This is a genomic window from Neobacillus sp. K501 (assembly GCF_053749995.1).
Map to the genome: position 1 here is coordinate 204,234 of NZ_JBSLYA010000004.1, position 21,260 is coordinate 225,493.

At 40.7% G+C, this 21,260-nt stretch carries 11 protein-coding genes; 4 read left to right on the plus strand and 7 right to left on the minus strand.

The window, feature by feature from the left end:
- Positions 1-9: 9 nt before the first annotated feature.
- Positions 10-6,483: a cadherin domain-containing protein gene (locus tag ACWM35_RS11690; RefSeq protein WP_454818539.1), complete on the minus strand. Its 6,474-nt coding sequence runs from the start codon at positions 6,481-6,483 to the stop codon at positions 10-12.
- Between the two features lie 453 nt (positions 6,484-6,936).
- On the opposite strand from ACWM35_RS11690, the gene ACWM35_RS11695 reads away from it, so the two are divergent.
- Entirely contained in the window at positions 6,937-8,649 is a 1,713-nt protein-coding gene (locus ACWM35_RS11695) for a bifunctional diguanylate cyclase/phosphodiesterase (RefSeq protein WP_454818541.1), read from the plus strand.
- A 115-nt stretch (positions 8,650-8,764) separates the two neighbouring features.
- Complete coding sequence (locus tag ACWM35_RS11700) at positions 8,765-8,983, plus strand: spore germination protein (RefSeq protein WP_454818543.1); 219 nt, start codon at positions 8,765-8,767, stop codon at positions 8,981-8,983.
- Between the two features lie 57 nt (positions 8,984-9,040).
- Here the strand turns inward: ACWM35_RS11700 and ACWM35_RS11705 are convergent, their stop codons facing one another.
- The 3 genes from ACWM35_RS11705 to ACWM35_RS11715 form a co-directional block, all read right to left on the minus strand.
- Positions 9,041-9,367 carry a hypothetical protein gene (locus ACWM35_RS11705; protein WP_454818545.1) on the minus strand — a complete coding sequence of 109 codons (327 nt, stop codon included), beginning with the start codon at positions 9,365-9,367 and terminating at the stop codon, positions 9,041-9,043.
- A gap of 109 nt (positions 9,368-9,476) precedes the next feature.
- The gene (locus tag ACWM35_RS11710) at positions 9,477-10,355 is read right to left on the minus strand and encodes an endonuclease/exonuclease/phosphatase family protein (RefSeq protein WP_454818547.1); all 879 of its coding nucleotides are present in this window, start codon (positions 10,353-10,355) and stop codon (positions 9,477-9,479) included.
- Positions 10,356-10,471: 116 nt separating this feature from the next.
- On the minus strand, positions 10,472-11,905 hold the full coding sequence (locus tag ACWM35_RS11715) for an alkaline phosphatase PhoX (protein ID WP_454818549.1): 1,434 nt from the start codon (positions 11,903-11,905) through the stop codon (positions 10,472-10,474).
- Positions 11,906-12,325: 420 nt separating this feature from the next.
- Here ACWM35_RS11715 and ACWM35_RS11720 point away from each other — a divergent pair, with 420 nt between their 5' ends.
- Together ACWM35_RS11720 and ACWM35_RS11725 are read left to right on the plus strand one after the other, a co-directional pair.
- Positions 12,326-16,423 carry a phosphodiester glycosidase family protein gene (locus tag ACWM35_RS11720; RefSeq protein ID WP_454818551.1) on the plus strand — a complete coding sequence of 1,366 codons (4,098 nt, stop codon included), beginning with the start codon at positions 12,326-12,328 and terminating at the stop codon, positions 16,421-16,423.
- A gap of 301 nt (positions 16,424-16,724) precedes the next feature.
- Positions 16,725-17,558, plus strand: coding sequence for an alpha/beta fold hydrolase (locus ACWM35_RS11725; protein WP_454818552.1), 834 nt, complete (start codon positions 16,725-16,727; stop codon positions 17,556-17,558).
- Between the two features lie 145 nt (positions 17,559-17,703).
- Here ACWM35_RS11725 and ACWM35_RS11730 read toward each other — a convergent pair whose 3' ends face one another.
- From ACWM35_RS11730 to pgmB, 3 genes are all read right to left on the minus strand, one after another.
- A complete protein-coding gene (locus ACWM35_RS11730) occupies positions 17,704-18,837 on the minus strand; it encodes a glycerate kinase family protein (protein WP_454818554.1) in 1,134 nt (377 codons plus the stop codon).
- Between the two features lie 5 nt (positions 18,838-18,842).
- On the minus strand, positions 18,843-20,522 hold the full coding sequence (locus ACWM35_RS11735) for an alpha-amylase family glycosyl hydrolase (RefSeq protein ID WP_454818556.1): 1,680 nt from the start codon (positions 20,520-20,522) through the stop codon (positions 18,843-18,845).
- 66 nt (positions 20,523-20,588) lie between these two features.
- On the minus strand, positions 20,589-21,251 hold the full coding sequence (gene pgmB / locus ACWM35_RS11740; RefSeq protein WP_454818558.1) for a beta-phosphoglucomutase: 663 nt from the start codon (positions 21,249-21,251) through the stop codon (positions 20,589-20,591).
- Between the last annotated feature and the right edge of the window lie 9 nt (positions 21,252-21,260).

Sequence of the window (21,260 nt, forward strand, 5' to 3'; positions counted from 1 at the left end):
AAGCAATCTTTAGTTTTTATCTAAAAATCGTAATCGTTGCCCTAGGATCATCGCTCCACCGAATAGTAAAACTAGGATGCCTGTAAAAATCCAGTTGTACGTATTAGTTGCGGTTTCCGGTAAATTAGCTTGAGAGTCCGCCAATTGATTCGGATGGAAGACACCATACGTACTAAAGTGGTTGGTCATCGCTTTAATCTTACCGTTTTCGTACGTTCCGCCTACTAATTCCCATTCCTTTTTGTCTGGATTCCAATAGAAAACCTTCAGTTCCTCAGGATGAGCTACATTTAGATGATCAACTGGAAACGCTAATTCAATGTCATAGTCAAATTGACTGATGATTTTGCCGCCCAGTTTTATCGTGAAATCATAGATGGCACCTGCTGCTAAATCTGTTGACGGAAGCTTCACCGGATTTCTATCGACTTGCTCTAGACTTATCACCAAGTCTTCCCCAGCTGTAAAATTAGCTGCTGGGATGAGCAATTCAACATCATCCTTTTTCACCTTAACCTTTGCTTGTCGCTCTATTAAAGTTTTTAGCTGCTGCGCAGAAAATTGAATGGATTCTACATCTTCAAGATTTTTCTTTAGTTCCACCACAAGTGTTCCTGCCTGATCAAGCAAGTTCACTTGTTGGTCTGTAATTGTTACGGTTGTCCCAGACTTGACAGGGGCCGTGGTAACAGACATTTTTTGACGCATTACTAAAATCGTATACGTTGCTTTTTGTCCATTTTGAGCAGTGACTTCAATCGCAATGATATTTTCCCCAACATCCAATGAAACGGCTTCACTTTCATTTCCACTCTTCAGATGCTTCCCGTTTATTTTCAAAGTTGCGTTCGAATTGGTTACGTTCGGGGTGAATTTGATTGACTCCGTACTTTCCCCCACATTGATCCTATATTGAGTAGTTCCTGGTTTAAATTCAGGATTTAATTTTCCTTTGCTATTCGATAATTGACTAAGGGTTACGTCACTGGACAAGACTTGGACATTAACGGTTAATGCAGCCGTTTTTTCTCCATCGCTTGCTTCAATCGAAAGGTTATGCAACGCTTTTGTTGCTGCATCTAATAGCGCTGCAGTTGCTAGTGTAATTTCTCCCGTCTTTTTATTGACGGCAAAAACTCCACTTTCATTTCCACTTGTGATTGAATATTGAATCTCATCTTCATCAGCATCACTTGCGGTTACCGTTCCGATCACTGTTCCATTTGCAGCTTTTTCATCGACACTAAATGTAGCGTCCTCAGCTACTGGTGTATTATCATTTACATTCTTTAAGTCAATCTTCACCTGTGAATGCACGGAATGTGCTGGGTCACTTGCTTGGACCGTAAGCTTAAAGTTCTTGACCTTTTCAAAATCCAATTGACTGCCGTCCGCTACTGTAATTTTCCCGGTAGTCGTATCAATCGTAAATGCACCTGTTTCATTTCCTGATACGACCTGATAACTAAGTGCATCACCATCGGTATCAGTTGCAATCACTGTCCCTACTTCCGTTCCAGTAGAAGTATTTTCATCAATGGTAAATACCGCATCCTTTACCACCGGTTTGTTATCATTCAGGTTATTTACGTTAATCGTCACGATGGAATCTGTCGTTTTACTTCCATCACTTACTTGAACGGTTAAAGTAAAGCTTTGAATCGCTTCATAATCTAGTTTTCCTTTTTCCGCAACGGTCAGCTTACCTGTAGCTGCATCGATTTTAAAGGCTCCCGTTTCTTTGCCGGAAAGGATTCGATAACTTAGGGAATCTCCATCGGCATCACTTGCCTTAATTTTTCCAACTGCCATTCCATTTTCACTATTTTCATCAATGGTAAACGTTCCAGTCTCGGCTGTCGGTGTATTGTCATTTAGATTATTTAAATCGATCGTCACTTGTGTATCGGTTGTGTTTGCTTGATCACTCACATGAATCGTAAGAGGAAAGCTCTTAATCTTTTCATAATCTAATTGACTACCGTCTGCTACCGTAATTTTTCCAGTTGTAGCATCAATCGTAAACGCACCTGTTTCATTTCCGGAAACAATACTGAAGCCTAACGGATTTCCATCAGCATCGCTCGCGGAAACAGAGCCTACTTCAGTTCCCGTTTCGAGATTTTCATTAATGGTAAACTTGGCAGATTCTGCAACTGGTGTGTTGTCATTCACGTTGCTTACTTGAATGATTACGGAAGTATCTGTCATTTTCACACCATCGCTGACTTGCACCGTTAGTGTAAAGCTCTTCATCTCTTCATAATCTAATTTGCTGCCATCGGCTACCGCAATTTTTCCAGTTGCTTCATCGATGGTAAACGCACCTGTTTCATTTCCCGATAAAATCTGATAACGTAAAGGATCTCCGTCTGCATCGTTTGCCACTACCTTGCCGACAACCGTATCATTTGCCGCATTTTCTTGAATGTTAAAGGTTGCAGATTCTGCAATTGGTGTATTGTCATTCACGTTTTTTATGTTCACCATGATGTTGGCATCTGCCGTATTTTTTCCATCGCCTACCCGTACGGTTAATGTATAAGTTTGATTGTTTTCATAATCTAACTTACTGGAGTCTGCTACCATAATTTTGCCAGTAGCCATATCCATCGCAAACGCACCTGCTTCATTTCCTGAAACGATATGGTAGCTTAATGGTTCGCCATCGGCATCACTTGCTATAACCGTCCCCACCTTCGTTCCGTTAACTGAATTCTCTTCTAAGGCCAATGTCGCAGATTCTGCAACTGGTAGGTTGTCATTTACATTGTTGAGATGAATCTTCACGGTTGTCGTGGCTGTATGGGTTCCATCACTCACTTGCACCGTTAACGTAAAACTTTTAATCGTTTCATAATCTAGTTTACTTGAATCTGCTACAGTTACTTCTCCACTTGCTGCATCAATGGCAAAAGCACCTTGTTCGTTACCAGCGGTTAGGCTATAAGTAAAATGACTTCCTGCATCCGCATCCGTAGCTGTTACGGTTCCAATCACGGTTCCGTTTACTAGATTTTCGTCAACATTCGCTGTGAATCCTTGTGGAACCGGGTGATTGTCATTTTGATCAATGAGGTGAATCGTAATCGTTGCAATATCTGTTTCTGTACGATCACTCACTTGCACCTTCAACTCATAGGATGACTTCTTCTCAAAATCAAGCTTGCTGCCATCGGCTACACTGATTTCCCCACTAGTAGAATCCAGCTTGAAAGCACCCTGTTCATTACCTGAAATAATACCGTACGATAAAGAATCTCCATCAGCATCGCTTCCAGTTACAGAACCTACTAATGTTCCATTCGTCGCATTTTCCTCGATATTGAACACATCATCATCCATTAATGGTGGGTTGTCATTCAGATTCGATAATTCGACAGACACGGTTGTATCTTCGGTATTTGAACCATCACTGACCTGTACCGTTAACGTAAAGTTTTTAATTGTTTCATAATCTAGTTTACTTGAGTCTGTTACAGTTACTTCACCACTTGTAGCATCAATGGCAAAAGCCCCTTCTGAATTACCTGCTGTAATGCTATAGGTAAATTGGCTTCCCGCATCAGCATCTGTTGCTGTAACAGTGCCAACAGTCGTACCGTTCGCTGAATTCTCATCCATCGTTGCTGAGAATCCTTGTGAAACCGGTCGGTTATCGTTGAGGTCATTTAGGTTAATTGTGATTGTTGCAATATCCGAATCTATGGGACTATTAGCAAACAACGAAGTGATTAATGCATATGGCGATAGAGTAACTGGTCCGATTTCATCACTAGCCTGCACCAATAAAGAATAAGTTGTTATTGTCTCAAAATCTAATAAACTACTGTTCGTTACCACAATCTCTCCCGTTACTGGATGAATCGTGAAAGCACCTGCTTCGTTTCCACCAATAATTTGATATTGAAGTAGGTCTCCATCGGCATCCATTCCACTTATGACACCCACCACAGTTCCAATTGCAGCATTTTCATCCACTCGAAAAACCGCATCGTTCAAGATTGGGATATTATCATTCTCATTCCTTAGGTCGATAATGACAGAGGTATCTGCCGTGTTCAAACCATCATTGACTTGTACCGTTAATGGAAAACGTTTTATCATTTCATAGTCGAGTTTGCTAGAATTGGCTACTGTGATTTCACCACTGGTAGTGTCGATCGCAAACGCACCTTCTGAATTTCCTGCTGTAATATTGTAAGTAAACTGGCTACCGGCATCAACATCGGTCGCAGTTACCTGCCCAACTAATGTTCCATTGGCCGAATTTTCATTAATCGCATTTGTAAATCCATGTGCAATAGGATGATTATCATTGATATCACGAACATTTATTGTTACATTCGCTGTTGCCTGATCGATTCCATCCGTTACTTGGACTGCTAGTGAAAACGATTTGGTAGATTCATAGTCTAAAAGACTTCCATTTTCTACTTTAATTTCACCAGTTGTAGGATTCACAGCGAAGGCACCGTTTGTATTTCCTGAAAGAATTGTATAGTTAAGGGCATCACGATCGGGATCATTCACTTGCACTAACCCTACCGAAGTACCAGTTTGTACATTTTCATCTACTGTATATGTTATGTCTGTCGTAGCTGGTGGTTGATTTCTCGTCACAGCGACGGTATACGTTGCACTGGTTCCGTCCTGAGCAGTGACTATGACAGGAATTTGGTTTACTCCTGGATTAAGTCGAACTGGAGACGATTGCTGTCCACTTGCTAGAGAATTACCACTCACGACCACTGTTGCATTCATATCTGCAACCGTCGGAGTAAATTGAATTTGTTCCGTACCCAATGGAACACGGACGTTATAATTCTTAACCGACGGGTTAAAAACGGGAGTCAATGACCCAGCATTTACCGTTAAATTTGCTAAATTAGCATTATTGGAAGGAGCCCTATATACCGTTAACGTATAGGTTTTAGGTGTGCCATCTTGGGCGGTCACTACTACCTGAATCACATTCTCGCCAACATGTAAGCTAATCGGGTGGCTCATTACTCCGCTGTTTGCATCTACACCATTGATCTTTAAGGTTGAATTCGAGTCTGCAACCGATGGCATTACTTGAATCGATTGGACTGCATTTCCTACATTTGTAGTATAGTTAGTAACCCCAGACGAAAATCCTGGATTCATGCTTCCACCAGCACTAACTACCAAATCATTCAAATCTGCATTACTTGAAATCGGCGGCATCGTGATTAAACCAAAGTCTTCATTTGAACCCGTTAAATAAGAGATTTTTCTTAAGCCGTTATCCAACATGACTAAGACATGATTACCAACTGAATCAATCGCATATGTAAGTTCACTCGGAGTACGATCAATTAAGCTCGGCGAAACTACCTTAGTCCCTTTCATCCATACTCCTTTATCCTTCATTAATGCAAAAAAGCCTAATTCAGACGGAGGCCAATCCTTCGATTCTGAATACATTGAGATAACAGGTTTAGAGTTAGCTATTTGAACCTTTACAGGATATGAGAATTTCCCCTTATCACTGTATACTACTTCTCGATTCCAATCTCCCATTTGATTGGTTTGATAATAGGTGATAAAGGTTTCATTCATATAATCTTCTGCCCAAATGTTGCCTTCATAAAAGGAAAAATGTACTTTCCCTAATGAATCTACAATAAATGGAGTATAGTAATAGTCTTTCTGATCTGCGATCGCATCAACTATTTTTTCAGCAGGAGAAAACTCAGTATCACTAGTTTTTTTATGGATATAGTATAGATTTCCATAATAATCATTTTGGTTATCTTCTTTCACAAAGGTGATATGAATTCTATTATTTTGATCGACTTCAATTTGCGGCTCATGCACTTCATCAATAGCACTTGCCCCACTAGCCAGAGTCTTAATACTCCAAGTGCCTGATTGATTTGTCGCATAACGAATTTCATACTTCCTTGGATCATTAGCATCACTATATTCATAGACGATATGTGCCTTACCATTGGTATCGATGGCAATTTTTTGATTCCTGGTGTTTTTCCAACCGTATGGATCAGTAAGTCCCTCTATCGTTTGAAAAGACCAGCTGCTATTTTGATAAACACCGTATTTTACTCCTCTTACGCTAGTAAGACCATCACCTTTTGTATACGCAAATGCAATATGAACAAGATTATCACCACTAACAGCAATATCCGCTCCTCCGTAAAACCCTGTATCCCCAGTTGCACTCGTGGTTACCTTTGTGATTTCATTCCAACTACCATTTCCTAACTTCTTAACACTAATCTCATTATAATTTTTCATATGCGAAAGGTAGAGATCACCATTCGGACTTTTAGCTAGAGAACTATACGCCCACGTATTCTGGGTATATTCATGGATCAAGGCTTCTCTCAATGTATTGCTCTCTGCATAAGTAATCTTGGGAGCATTCATAGGTGAAAATATGACTAACTGTAAAACTAGGACAAAAGCAACAAGTATTTTCAATTTTTTAACTTTCAAAAGTCCATCCAATCCCTTCATTGAACCAATAGTGATAAAACATACTTGTATTCAATCCAGCAAATACCATAAAAATTACATTTTTATAAACCGATCGAAATATCAATAAAATTGTAAAATTAGTGATAAAGTTCATTGACAAATACATTTTTAATTATTTACTAACTATCATTTTTTGACAAGAATTTTCTGAATTCTATACAAGTTTTCACAAAATTCTCTAGAAATCCCCTCGAATATATTTTGATAAATATGAAAGTGCATATAAAAACATCCAATAGGGTTTGAAAATTATTCCTCCAACAATCCACCCCTTTCCAACGAAAAATATGCTATATTTACTAAAACAACACTAGAACTTTCGGTTTATTGGGATAGGAGGAAATATGTTCCTATTGAATCATGGATTATTCAGCCATGGCGGGTATCGCCATGCGAATAGGGGCTTTAAAAATGGAAAATAAAAAGAGAAAGAATATCGCAGAAATCATAGAATCAGCTAATGATCTTTCAAACAATCTTGATATCTATTTATGGTCAGCGGATTGGAACTCATATGAAGTGCTATTTTGTTCAAAAGGTGTAGAATCCATCACTGGTTACTCTTCTTATCAATTTGTAGAAAATGAAATCAGCTGGGAAGATTTAATTGCAGAAGAGGATCGAGAGGTTTTTAGAGGAAAATATCCTAAACTTATAAAAGGTGAAAAATCAAAAATCATCTATCGGATTTTGCACAAGAATGGTGAAATTCGTTGGATTCAAGATGAGACCAACCCGATTCTTGATGATAAAGGGAATCTTATTCGGCTCGAGGGAGTTGGAATCGACATTACCACCCTCAAAAACTCTGAAGAAAAGATGACCTATTTAGCCTACCACGACCTCTTAACCGAACTCCCGAACCGACGAATGTTTGAAAAAGAGCTGGACAAATTCATTAATACTTCTAAAACATTCAAGACCCATAATAAGTTTGCTGTAATGTATTTAGATCTGGATGGGTTTAAACGTATTAATGATACCTTTGGACATGAAGTTGGGGATAAATTATTACTAGAAATCACCTATAGATTGAAGCAATGTGTAAATGTTGACGATCTAATTGCTAGAATGGATGGAGATGAGTTCTCGATATTCATTCGTGATATCGAAAACCTAGAATATCCCATCTCTGTTGCAAAAAAAATGCTTGCTTCGTTAGAAGAACCGTTTTTTATTCAGGAATATGAATTGTATATTTCAACCAGCATCGGCATCGGCATTTCCAATGACGAAAACAACGATCCACAGACATTAATTAGTCACGCAGACATCGCCTTACATCGTGTAAAGGAAACAGGAAAGAACAGTTACCAAATCTATTCTCCTTCCATGGACCGAGAGCTTTTTAAATTTTATACGCTCGATAAAGATTTAAGAAAGGCTTTCACTAAAAATGAATTTTTGCTGCATTATCAGCCAAAAGTCGACGCGAAGACAGGGAAGATTACAGGTGCAGAGGCCTTAATCCGCTGGCAGCACGGCAAAGATGGCATGATTTCTCCAGGGCAATTTATCCCTTTGGCAGAAGAGAATGGCTTAATCATTAAGCTGACCAATTGGACCGTCCGTAGAGTTTGTGAGCAAATACGAAGCTGGGAAGAACAGAATGTACCCATTGTACCCATTTCGATAAATATTTCACCTAATTGTTTTTTCAAATGTGATTGGGTAGAGACATTCTTAAAGATATTGAATGAATCAGGGGTAAATCCTAGTTTGTTAGAGTTGGAAATTACAGAAAGCACCCTTATTCAGAATGAAGAAACATTTCTATCAGCGATTTCAACCTTTAAAAAGTTAGGAATAAAAATCTCTCTTGATGATTTTGGAACAGGCTATTCTTCTGTTCTTTATCTCAAAAAGTTTAAGCTTGATACCATAAAAATCGATCAAAGTTTGATTCGGAATTTTTTAGAAAATGATGCGCCTATTATTAAATATACGTTGAATTTAGCACACGAATTAAAAATGAATGTTGTCGCGGAAGGGGTAGAAACGGATAAAGAATTTGTCTTCCTCCGTCAGAACGGCTGCGATCAAATTCAAGGTTACTTTTTCAGCAGGCCCGTTCCCCCGGAGGATTTTATAAAGTTATTTATAAAAGACTCTTTATATTCTTAGCCTAGTAACATGCAATCCCTTATTTTGGGGTTGCATGTTTTTTTAGAGTGGTTCTTGAACATAAACTAGAAAAGCCGCATAAATTAGAATATTAAATGGTAAAGGATGTTCCGAAATGTCAAACTTCCCAGTGCCAGTAAAAATTGAAACCATTAGTGGCGGAGTGGTCCAATTTGGCGATTCGTTATTCATCTCCCCTAAAAGCGCCTCCAAAAATTTGCATGGTTCAGGCTCTTCCAATACTGGATTACAAAATGTGACCTTCACCGGGGTCAGCTCCGTCAATCAACTCGATACCGACGTGATTGACCAGCCGATTTTGAGAGATAACTAAGCCATTTTAGGTGTTGTAAAAAATGAGGGTGCCACCTATATTTTGGGGGCACCCTTGTTATGGTTTTGTACTAGTTGATGTAATTACAGGAGAGGTCTTGTGACTAGCTACACGCGTTTTAAGGTCAAGCTCCCAAATATCAGAAGGGTTGGTGGGGCAATTTAACACATAGGCCAGCTTTTGATGATCGGGAGAAAATCTGAGATTGGTGATAACCCCCATAGGTGTGTCCCACGTAAAAAGGGTACTTCGCTCCAAATTTACTAGAAACCCTTTGGAGTTTCCCCCTTCATTCATCGCGAACACTAATTTGTTTTTGTCCTTATTCATGGTCAAATCTTCAAAATCCCATGGACCGCGCTCAAGCTCCCATACCTGTGGCACCCCGGTAAAATCCGAATGACAAAATCCTGGTGGTGACTGGCACCACAAAAACCCGCCAAGCAATTACAGCTCAGCGGGCATTTTGTTACCTCTACCGGGAACTTCTATCTTACTTTCCACCATTATTAAATGGATCCATTCTCTCTAATACAAGTTCTGCGGTTAATGGCAGGTGGTCGGACGCTAATGTTTGGAGAACCTCGGTTTCCACTGTTTTAACATCTGCTGATGTAAAAATATAATCGATACGTTTTGTAGGATTTACAGCAGGATAGGTGTACGCTTCAGGCTGATCCGCAAACACATCAAGATATTGAGCATACATCGGCTGCATTTCAATGCTTTCTGGGACTGCGTTTAAATCTCCCATAATCACTTTTGGTCCTTTTGATTCACCCGTAATCGCAATGATTTCCTTCATCTGTATTTCTCTCTCTGCAGTGGTTAAAGCGAGGTGAGTATTATAAAAATGAAGATGATTTCCTTTTACATTGATGGCCGCTTCAAGCAGGCCTCGCTGTTCCGTATTTCCGATTTTTGTGAGGGGATGATTTTCAGAATGCAAAATTGGGTATTTACTTAAGATTGCAGTCCCATACTGACGGCGCGGCTCACCTTCATTTAATGGATCTCTGTCTAAGTTGGCTGCATAAACATAAAACATTCCCAGCCTCTCAGCCAGCCACTTTGCCTGATCTTGAAAATCACTGCGCTCCGACCAGTGGTTGTCCACTTCCTGCAGCCCAATGATATCTGCCTCTTCCTCCTCAATAATCCTTGCAATTCGTTCTATATCTAATACACCGTCAACGCCTTCTGCGTGATGAATGTTATAAGACATGACCTTCACATTAACCGGCAGTCCTCGTCCAAACTCCATTTCTTTCGCCCCCGCCTTTGTCTGCAACCCAAATAGCGACACCATAAAAAGTGCAATAGACATCAGGCACAGTACCAATTTCATATTTTTCATTCTGCTGATAATCACTTACTCATTCCTCCCTAAATATTGATTTTTACATTGAAATAGAAGCTATCATCTTATAAAAGACGTAAGCCCCACAAGTGGGCTTACATCTTTTTTAGGTAAAAATTCTATTAATCTCAGATTTTTAATCCGTGACGCTCAAATGCTGCCGCTTCAAGAACGGACATACCCTGGCTTTCGGCAAACTTAACCAGCTCGTCAGAAACCTTTGGTGCAAACTGTTTCGAAGGAGTAGCATAAGACATTTCCCTTGCACGCGCAGAATTTCTGCGTTGGAACGGTCCCCAGATTGCAAAGGTTTGGCCCGGGCTTTGAATATTAACAAAAAGCGTGTTTCCATCCGGCGAGAACGTTGGACCCGCCAATTCAGACCCACTTTGACGGTTGTGGGCAAATGGATAGATTTTGCCTTCTGGAGTAATCCCCATAAGTCGATCGTCACCTGAACCGTCTTCTGCATACCAAAGGTCGCCCCATGGAGTCATGCAGATATTATCTGGATATTCCATTTCGCGTACATCGGTTCCCTCATAGAAAAGCTCCAATGTATTGGTTGCTGGGATATAACGGTAAATACGTCCAAGTTTTTTGTCTCCGGCAGATGTGTCATCAAACCAGAAGACACCTGATTGGAAGAACGCTCCCTCTAATCTACTGAATTGAATGCACTTTTTTGCCTTAGCGTCCTCGACGCAAAGGTGTGGATCAAGTTCTTTCCAAACGATTTGGAATTTTTGTCCTGTTTTAAAGGTACTTGCTGACGGATCTGTTACTGCTTCAATCGCAGCTGCATAAAGCTTACCGCCTTTTTGCAGGGCACCTGGCTGTTGGCTAGTGTCATTTGGGATAAAGCGGTAAAGAAAGCTTGGGCTTGCATCCTCAGTTAAGTATACATATCCTGTAGCTGGGTCGATTGCACAAGCCTCGTGTGAAAAACGCCCCATTTCCTTGATTGGAGTTTTGGACAATTCGTTTTCCGGCTGCTGTGGATCTACTTCGAATACATATCCGTGTGTCGCAGAACGTGTTTCCTCACAAGTTAGCCATGTACCCCATGGTGTCGCTCCACCAGCACAATTTCGAATTGTACCTGATGAGGTTACATATTCTTTGATAACTTCTCGATTTGGACCTACAACTAGAGCTGTTGTACCACCTTGAGCAGCCGCATCATAAGGATTGCTTCCAAATGCTGCGCCCGTCCCCAATTCATGATTTCGAACAAGAATGGTCATATTGTTTGGACCTTCAAAAGCTGCCATTCCATCAAAAGCACCAGGGATTTTTCGCCCATCAGTCATCAGATTGCCTTCTACGGAAATAATTTTGTAATGGAAACCTTCTGGAAGATCAAGAATACCATTTGGGTCCGGAACTAAAGGGCCATACCCGCCAAATCCGCTAGTTGGATTATTGGTAGTATCCGCAAATGCTTTTGAACCAAGAGCAAATACTCCAGTGGATCCAAGTGTAAGAGCAAGCGTACTCATTCCTCCCGCTTTTAAAAAATCTCTTCTGTTCAAGCCGTTTTTAGAATTATCATTCTTCATAATGTCCTTCTCTCCCCATCAATCAAGTTTTAAAACTAGTTCTATAGTAAATGGGGAGTATTAAGGAGTAGTTTAAATCTTGTAAATTATCAGTAAACATTTATTGAGGAAATGTAAATGATAGAAAGATCGAGTGCCAAAAAATAAATAAAAAAGTTCGACAAAACTCGAGACGTGACAGGCACCATTCTTAACATTAATTAAATATTAAATTAACAATTTTCCGATATTATGAATTTAACGTCGTTTTTTAGTAGAATTTCTCAATCATTGGCGATGTTAGGTGGTGACGTAAATCAAAGGGAGTTTTTTTCCCAATATAGATTTTGTAAATTTTTTTATCCTAATCGAAATAAAAGTTTAATATTTTAATAGGTTATATAAAATATTAAATCAAACCTAAGTAAAGGGAGGCGCATTATGAGGAATTTTTGGAAAAAGAGGATTTTACCGATTACCTTAACTTTCACATTGGCAAGTAGTGTGGTTTCACCAAGTCTTACTTCGGCATTAGGGAACTTCGAATTAACCTCGCCCCTTGTTCAAACAGCGATCAACCAGTATCAAGCTGAGCTTGCACCTGGTGTAAGAGAAAAGCATTACAGTTTTGAAGGAAAAGACGGAAAAAAGATTGAGAGTTTTGTAGTCGACGTGGATGTACATAATCCTAGTGTTTCGATTGAAGCAGGTACACCGAATGACGGCGAAGCCTATAGTCTCCAGCCGGTTCGAAAACAGGCCGAAGCCGCAAATGGAGATAACCATACAATTGTCGCTGCAGTTAACGCGGATTTTTATAATATGGCGACAGGTGAACCGCATGGGATTGTTTACAAGGACGGGCAAGCTATTAAGGCCGAGAATGGCAATTGGAAATTCTTTGCGATGACAAAGTCAGGACAAGCCGTGATTGGTTCCGCCGCTGAATATGATGCGATGAAGGATCAATTGCAGGAAGCTTTAGGCGGAAATGCCATTCTTGTAAAAAATGGTCAAATCTATCAAACTCCGCAAACAGGTGCAGATAGGGAGCCACGAACCGCCGTTGGGATCAAAGCGGACGGCGACGTATTTTTTGTGGTGATTGACGGAAGACAAGAACCGTATTCAACTGGAATCTCAATGCCTGATTTGGCCCAATTAATGATCGATTTAGGGGCCGTCGATGCGTTAAACCTTGATGGCGGCGGTTCTTCAACATTCACAACTCGTCAACTAGGCGGCGACACGCTTGAGGTCGACAACCAACCTTCTGACCGTTCCGAACGAAGTGTCGCGAACTCCTGGCAGGTTGTGACAAAAGAGCCATCCGATCATATTTTCCATTCTGCCCATATTGAACCGTATGATCTATCCTTTACCCCTGGCTCTACGATTCAATTTACTGCCAAAGGAAGAGACAAGTCAATGGCATCAGCACCTATGCCAGACTCTGGTCTAACGTGGGAATTAGCAGACCCATCCTTCGGCACCATCGACGAAACTGGCAAGTTTACTTCTAATGGAAAAACGGGTCAATTTCATATTTTACTAAAATATCAAGGTACAGAGATTGGCAAAAGTATCATGGAAATCGCCAAGCCGGATGAGATGAGTTTCACTTCATCGGAATTAACCGGTGCGAAGAATAGTGAGATCAACCTCGGCTTAGTGACAAAATTCCAAAAGAGAGTGGTAGATTGGAATTTACAAGATATCGAGTTTGAAATCCCTGATGGTATGGGAACCATTGATGAAAACGGCGTCCTGAACACAGGAGATAAAACCGTTTCCGGAACAATCACCGCGCGCTTGAAAGACTCCGCACTCTCAGCACAAATAAAAGTTTCGGTTGGAAAACTGCCTGAAGTCTTGTTCGATTTTGAAAAAGACCTCGGAACCTGGAGAACATCAACGGCAGGCCGCGGAGAAAAAGGAACGCTAAGCCTTAGTGAATATCCAGCACCCGTTCGATTTGACAATCAATCTTTAAAACTGGATTTTGATTTTACCAATGCCCAAACTGGAACAACTCTTGGTGTTTATGCAGGTCCTGGTATAAACAAAGCCATTGACGATAACCCGTCAAGCATCGGAATGTGGGTCTATGGGACGCCGGAAGCTCAAGGCTACTGGCTGCGAATGATGATTGTCGATGGTAACGGAAAAAATCAAACCATCAATCTTACAGGGGAAAATCCGGGGATTGATTGGACTGGCTGGAAATATATCGAAGCAGAGATTCCTAGCTCGTTTACCGGTCCGTTCAAAATTCACGGAACTCAAGCTGTCCGATTAATGTCAACAAAATCAGGAATCACCGGACCAATGACCAAAGGGTCCATATATATCGATAATATCCGAGCCGTTTACGGGGAAAAAGTCGATGATTTACATCCTCCTGTGATTCAGTCGCTTAACGTAGAAGGTCAAGCATTCACAACAAATGCGGTGAATATAAGAGCAAACGTAAATGAATATGAAGACGATCCTTTTAAAACAGGAATTGATTGGGAAAAAATTAGAATTTTCATAGACGGAAAGGATTTTTCCAAAGCGGAAGGCCATTATTCCTATGATATGGATGGTTCTGTATCATTAAGCGATCTGAAATTTGCCGATGGGACACATCAAGTCACACTTTTGATTCCTGATAAATTTGGAAACCAAGCGATAAAGACAGCGTATTTTACTGTCAACACCGGCTCAGCCAAGGTAGAAATCACAAAAGCCCAAGAACAAGCCTTGCTTGGTGATGTGTTCAACCTTGTTGTTAAAGTGGCAAATCCAGCTGAAATCACTGGAACATCAATTAAGGTCCAGCTCGATAAAAACTATCCGGTGGAAGATGTTATTTTTTCAAATGGATTTAACACCAGTACTTCCAGCTATGATGTTAAAACAGGGCTGCTTACTTTGAATCTTGTCAATAGCGGTGAAGCGGCAGCGGCAGTCGACGCAACAACGATTCACGTCCGTATTCCTGCTTCAACGAAGGAAGGCAGCAAAGTGACTTACGAAATTGCAGAGGCAAGCTTAAACTATGCCGCACCAAAAGAAGCGAATTTTGTTTCTACTTTTTCAATGGAACCAGCGAGCGTTGAAGTCAAAGGTGCTTTTGATATCGCGGCAGAACCGATATTAATTGGGAAGCCCGCTTTGATCACCGTGAAAAATAATGAAAATGTTAGTGGTGCAGAAGTTTTCGCGATGATTGATGGCAGCAAGGAGCCGGTTTTACTAGGAAAAACCGATGAAACTGGAACGCTCCGTGTTGATTCGATTACGAATGAAGTCAAGAAAATCGCCTTATATGCCATTAAGGATGGCAAATATTCGTTTAACCTGAACACGCAAACCTATCCAGCCCTTGCAGCTGAGACAGAAATCAAAAATGTGATTAGCACGCCAACCGGTGACCCTTATCAAGAAAAAGGATTCACTTGGATGTCGAGCCCGCTCGCACACGACAAAACTGTCATTCAATTTGCAAGAAAGAAGGATTACGATAAGTACCGTTCATTTGAAACCGCCCGGGGGACCTTTAGTGACCAAGTATTTTCCGGTGAACAGGATATTAAGAAAAACGGAATGGTTCGCGTAAACGAGGTTACCTTAACAAAATTACAACAGGGTACAACCTATGTCTATCGTGTCGGCGATGGTGAAAACTGGTCAGAACTGCAAGAATTCAGCACATTACAAAGAAAGCAAAGCTTCGAATTTGCGGTTTTAGGTGACACCCAATCCCCTGCGGATTTAAGTCTCTTTGATCAAATCCTTAGTGATTTAAATCAAAAAGATTTAGACTTTATGATTCATGTCGGTGACCTGATTGATGAATCAGCGAAATTTAAGCAATGGGATGACGTTTTAGGAATCATGAGTCATTACAGCAAGATTCGTTCGACTGACCTGGTCGCAACTCTAGGAAACCATGAATATATGGGAGATGCCAACGGCCAATTAGCTAAGTCCATTTTTAACTCACCTGAAAATGGGCCTGATGTGGACAAAGGCGGGACGTATTCAGTGGATTACAATAATATTCATATTAGTGTATTAGGCTTTACAAGCGATGCCGAGGTTCTGAACCAGCAGCTCGAGTGGCTGAAAGAGGACGTGAAAAATTCCGACAAGCCTTGGAAAATTCTTGTGACACACAAGCCTCCATATTATACAAATCCGTTTGGCGGTAATGAAATCATGAAGGAAAAACTGCCGCCAGTCGTGGATGAATTAGGAATTGACATCGTCTTCTCAGGCCATGATCATTCCTATGGCAGAACAAAGAAACTAAAAGACGGCAAAGAAGATCCGAATGGAACCGTTTATGTCGTCGCAGGTACAACCGGTAAAAAACACTATGACGCAGTAGCAGATGAAAAATTCGACTTCGTCAACATGGACAACATCGCCGTTTCCATGCATGCAAAAGTTGACAAAGACCAAATTACTTTTACGACCATCACATCTGAAGGTGAAACCATCGATCAATTTACCGTCATAAACCAAGACTACTTCGACGAATACGAATAGGGGCAAAGAATAAAAAGAATGCTGAGCACCACGACGCTAGCTGGTCTGTGCTTGGCATTCTTTTATTTGTATCATATCTTCCAAAGTATTGCATCGAGGTCAAAATTATCGAAAGTTGCTTAACCAACAAACTTTGGGTGGTGACAGCCACCTAGAAACGAGCAGATATATAAGATAGACAATGCGAAATCGTAAGAACAAGGTTATGAAGCATGCAGAAAAGGTATTTACAACTTAATAGAGAATTATAAAGATTGGAAGTGGCTGAATAAAAGAAACATGAATAAGGAGAAAGATTTGAATGGAATGCTTAGTTGCGAAAGGTAGTATTTATTATGAAACCGTAGGAAGCGGTTTTCCAATCATAATCATGCATTCAATGGGTACTGACCATAGATCGATGAAAGCATGGATAGAACCGATTTTTAGTAAAAATCATGGTTTCCAGAGAATATATATAGATTTACCAGCACATGGCCAAAGTGGGATTGATGAAGATTTCAATTCTTCCGATGACATACTTATAAATATTTTAGATTTTATTGATAAAACCATTCCCGACCAAGAATTTTCTCTGATTGGTTTTTCGTTTGGGGGGTATATGGCACAAGGTGTCTTACACCATAAACGAAAAAACGTAAGAAGTATTTGTTTGCTGGCTACTGCCCTTCATTTAAAAGAAAGAAATCTTCCTAATAAAATTGTTTTTACAAAAGATGAAGATTTATTAAAGGAACTGGATGCTGATATTAGAATGGCATTTGAAACATTGATGATTTATCAAGATAAAGAGAAATTTGCATACTTTTTAAACGAAATTCAACCAGGGCGCTTATCAGCCAATAGACATTTTCTACTGTCAAATTGGAGAGAAAAAGGGTATTTCCTTTCCGAGGAACCTTTTAAGGATGTTGAAACACTTACGCAAACTGCACTTATCATCTTAGGGAAACAGGATTCAATCTGTGGATATAAAGATCACTATTTTCTTCTTGATAAATTTCCTAATGCTACGTTTGCGATTCTAGACCAAGCAGGTCATATGCTTCATATAGAAAAACGTAAAATAGTACAAGGATTGATCAATGACTGGTTAATTAGGAGCAATTCTGTTAACGAAGATAGTTCCAATTAAAAATTTCCAAACTAAACAAAACAAAACGCTTAAATTTTTATTTCAAGCGCACCATTTTCTATAAACTTTCATTGTGGTCACAAGGGCATTCTCGTGACCACTTCCATTAGTCGATTGGCATTTTTCAAATTACTTGGCCGCCACTTTATCTCCGAAATGCAATCACTCGAGCAATTTGCTCTGCATTAACCTCTACCTGCAATGCAGATACCTCTGGTTTCATCGCTTCTTCCAAGGTACGACATTCTGTTTGTATCGAAAAGACACCATTAAAGTATTTATTTACTTCTTCAAGGTCTGTATCAATTCTGCCGGCAATGCCAATTACAGGTTTGCCATATTGTTTGGCTAACTTGGCGATTCCAAAAGGTACTTTTCCCATGGCAGACTGATTATCCAAGCTTCCCTCTCCGGTTATCACAACATCGGCAGTCTTTACTTTTTCATCGATGCCTGTTAACTCCATGACCAGCTCTACTCCCGAACGAATAGATCCTTTTAGTGGCCCTACAATCGCACCACCTAATCCTCCCGCTGCTCCCGCTCCTGCCATTTCTTGAACATCGACGCCATAGACTTCCTCAATCATAGTTGCAAACCGCTTCAACGCGGCATCCAGTTCAAGAATCTGACTCTTACTTGCCCCTTTTTGTTTGGCAAAAATATGAGCTGCCCCGTTAGGTCCATAAAATGGATTGGTGACATCACTGGCTGCGACAAAGGTACATACAGCTAATTCCGGTATTACATGATCATCCGAAATAGATGCAACCCTTAATAACGGATTCCCTTCACAACCAATTAGAGCTCCATTTTCATCAAAAAACTCCCAGCCTAATGCCTGCAACATTCCGATGCCTCCATCATTGGTTGCACTTCCTCCCAGTGAAAGGATGAAATGACGGTACCCTTTCCCAATCGCATCCTTAATCTGCTCACCAAATCCATACGTATTGGTAACCATTGGATTTCGTAATTCCACTGGCACTAAGGGCAAACCGCTGCTTCTAGCACATTCGATAAAAACAACATCATCCTTAAAAACAGCATAGCTGGCTAAGACCCTATCCATAAGCGGACCATGAACTTCAACCTCAATTTCCCGACCATCACCGCCGTGGAGGAGGGCATCAATCGTACCCTCACCGCCATCAGCCATTGGGGAGATGACGACCCCTGCATCCGGAATCGATCGTAATATCCCTTTTTTGACACACTCCCCAACCTCAATCGAGGAAAGCGACCCCTTAAAGGAATCCGATGCAATTAAAAAATTCATGTTCCTCACCTTACCCATAAGAATTGGTACGGCTCAAGCGTTACCACGGAATCAACCTCTTTGCCTGTTAACAGGTCGTGACCCTTGATACTGATATCCGCCGTCACCGGTTTAGCATCCACATTGACGATAAAGAACACTTCATCGCCAGTCGTTTCATTCAGACGCTTCAACGCAAATACGCTCGATCCTAATTCTACCACCGATTGCGGTGCATACGGCGAAAAGGCGCTTTGCTCCTGACGAATCTTAATCATTTTCCGCAAGCCTTGGAAAATCCCTTTGCGGCGTGAATTTTCTTCCAGCTCTTTCGTAATCTTTCCAATCTCAAGCTTTTCCCGGTTGATACGGCGATTGATTCCAGATTCCTCAAGCCCTTGATAATCATTTCCAGACCCCAGCAAGCTGTGATAGTAAATTGCCGGTACTCCGATAACGGACAAAAGAATCGAATGAGCAGCCAGCATTTTTTTCACAGCTAACTCCTCGGTATCATCCTCGCCTTTATTGATCAACGCATCAGAGTAATTAATATTCATCTCATAGACAGACTGGCTGCCGTCAGTATTGGTTTTATACGAAATCCGCCCGCCGTTTTCAACTACTTTATCTACCAGTCTTTGTTTCTCTTCCTCTGTTAAAATTCCTTCTGTTGGTCGCATGCCAATTCCATCATGGCTGGCCAAGAAATTAAAATAGGTTGCCTCATCTGAAACCTTACCTATCGTCTTCGCCCATGAAGTCAATTTCGAAGCATCATGGGTTGTCATCGTATGAAGGACTAACGGCGGCAGGGAAAACTGATACACCATGTGCGCTTCATTGGTACCATCCCCAAAATAGCTGATGTTTTCCTGATGAGGTACATTGGTTTCGGTAATAATCTGCGTATTCGGTTTAAAATAATTTAACACATCACGCCACAGCTGAATGATCGTATGCGCTTCCGGCAAATGAATGGACGAAGTACCTGACTCCTTCCAGATAAAACCGATTGCATCCAAACGAATGCTTGAAGCACCTTTCTGCGCATAAGTAAGCAGAATCTCCGTTGTCTCTAGTAGAACAGGAAAATGGCCAAAGTTCAAATCCACCTGGTCTTCACTGAATGTTGTCCAAGCCGTTTTCACCCCATCTTTTCCCTCATACTCATGGAAAAGCGGCGATGTTCGTGGGCGAACCACATTCTCCGTGTTAAACGATGAATCCTTAGGAATGAAATATCCCTGATATTTTTCCACACCGTTAAGATACCCCTGAAACCACTCACTTGACTTCGAGATATGATTCGCAACAAAATCATACATCAATCTGTAATCCTCGGACATCTTCGTGATGTGTTCCCATTTCCCTAATTCAGGATTAATTTCATTATAATCGACTACAGAAAAACCATCATCTGAGGTGTATGGGAACATCGGCAGCAAATGCACATCGGTAATCGTATCCTGTACTTCCTCTTTTAGAAATTGATGTAAAGTTTCTAACGTCGGTATTCCTTGTTCATAGATACTGTCTCCATACGTAATTAAATAAATATTCTTTTCAGAGGGGGCATTTATTCCAACCCATTGTTGCTTCTCCCATTGTTCAATCAATGTTCGGAATTGCTCTAAAAAGCTTTCCTGATAGTCTGCTTTATAAATACGCTTTAGCTTTGCTTCTATTTTTACTAAAATTGACATTCTATCATCTCCTAAAAAAAGCTGTAGACATTTCATGATAGTGAGATTTGTCTACAACCTTTGAATCTAGTAATATAAAGCTTTTATTTTTTCCCACGTTAGGACGTCCGTTGAAGCTACCTTATAATCGGTATTTCTTAGCGATTCACCAACACCTAATGCGAACATTCCGCTAGCTTTAATCGCCTCTACCCCAGCTTGAGCATCTTCAACTCCGATCGAACGCGCTGGATTTGCCCCAAGCCCCAGGCATGCCGTCAAAAAGATTTCAGGATCAGGCTTTGATTTGCTGATTTTCGCTGCATCGGCACAATAATCAAATGCATCTTCTAGCTGCAATGCTTTTAAAACCGTTCCTGCATTTTTTGAAACAGAAGCAAGACCAATTGGAATCCCTTCCTCTTTTATCGCCGTGATTAACGCTGGAATTCCTGGTAAGACATCCTCCGGTGATAATTCCTTTAAAAATTCGCAGTAATGAGCGTTCTTCTTTGCCGCCATTTCTTCTTTTTCTGCCAAAGTAAAATCGTTTTGCCGATTTCCTTCTTGTAAAATTAATTCAAGGGAATCCATGCGGCTGACCCCTTTTAACCGTTCATTAAATACTTCATCAATCACGATATCCAGCTCTCCCGCCAGTTGTTTCCAGGCTAGGAAATGAAAATGCGCTGTATCTGTGATTACACCATCTAAATCAAACACAACTGCCTCAATTCGGTTATTCTCCATCATATTCAC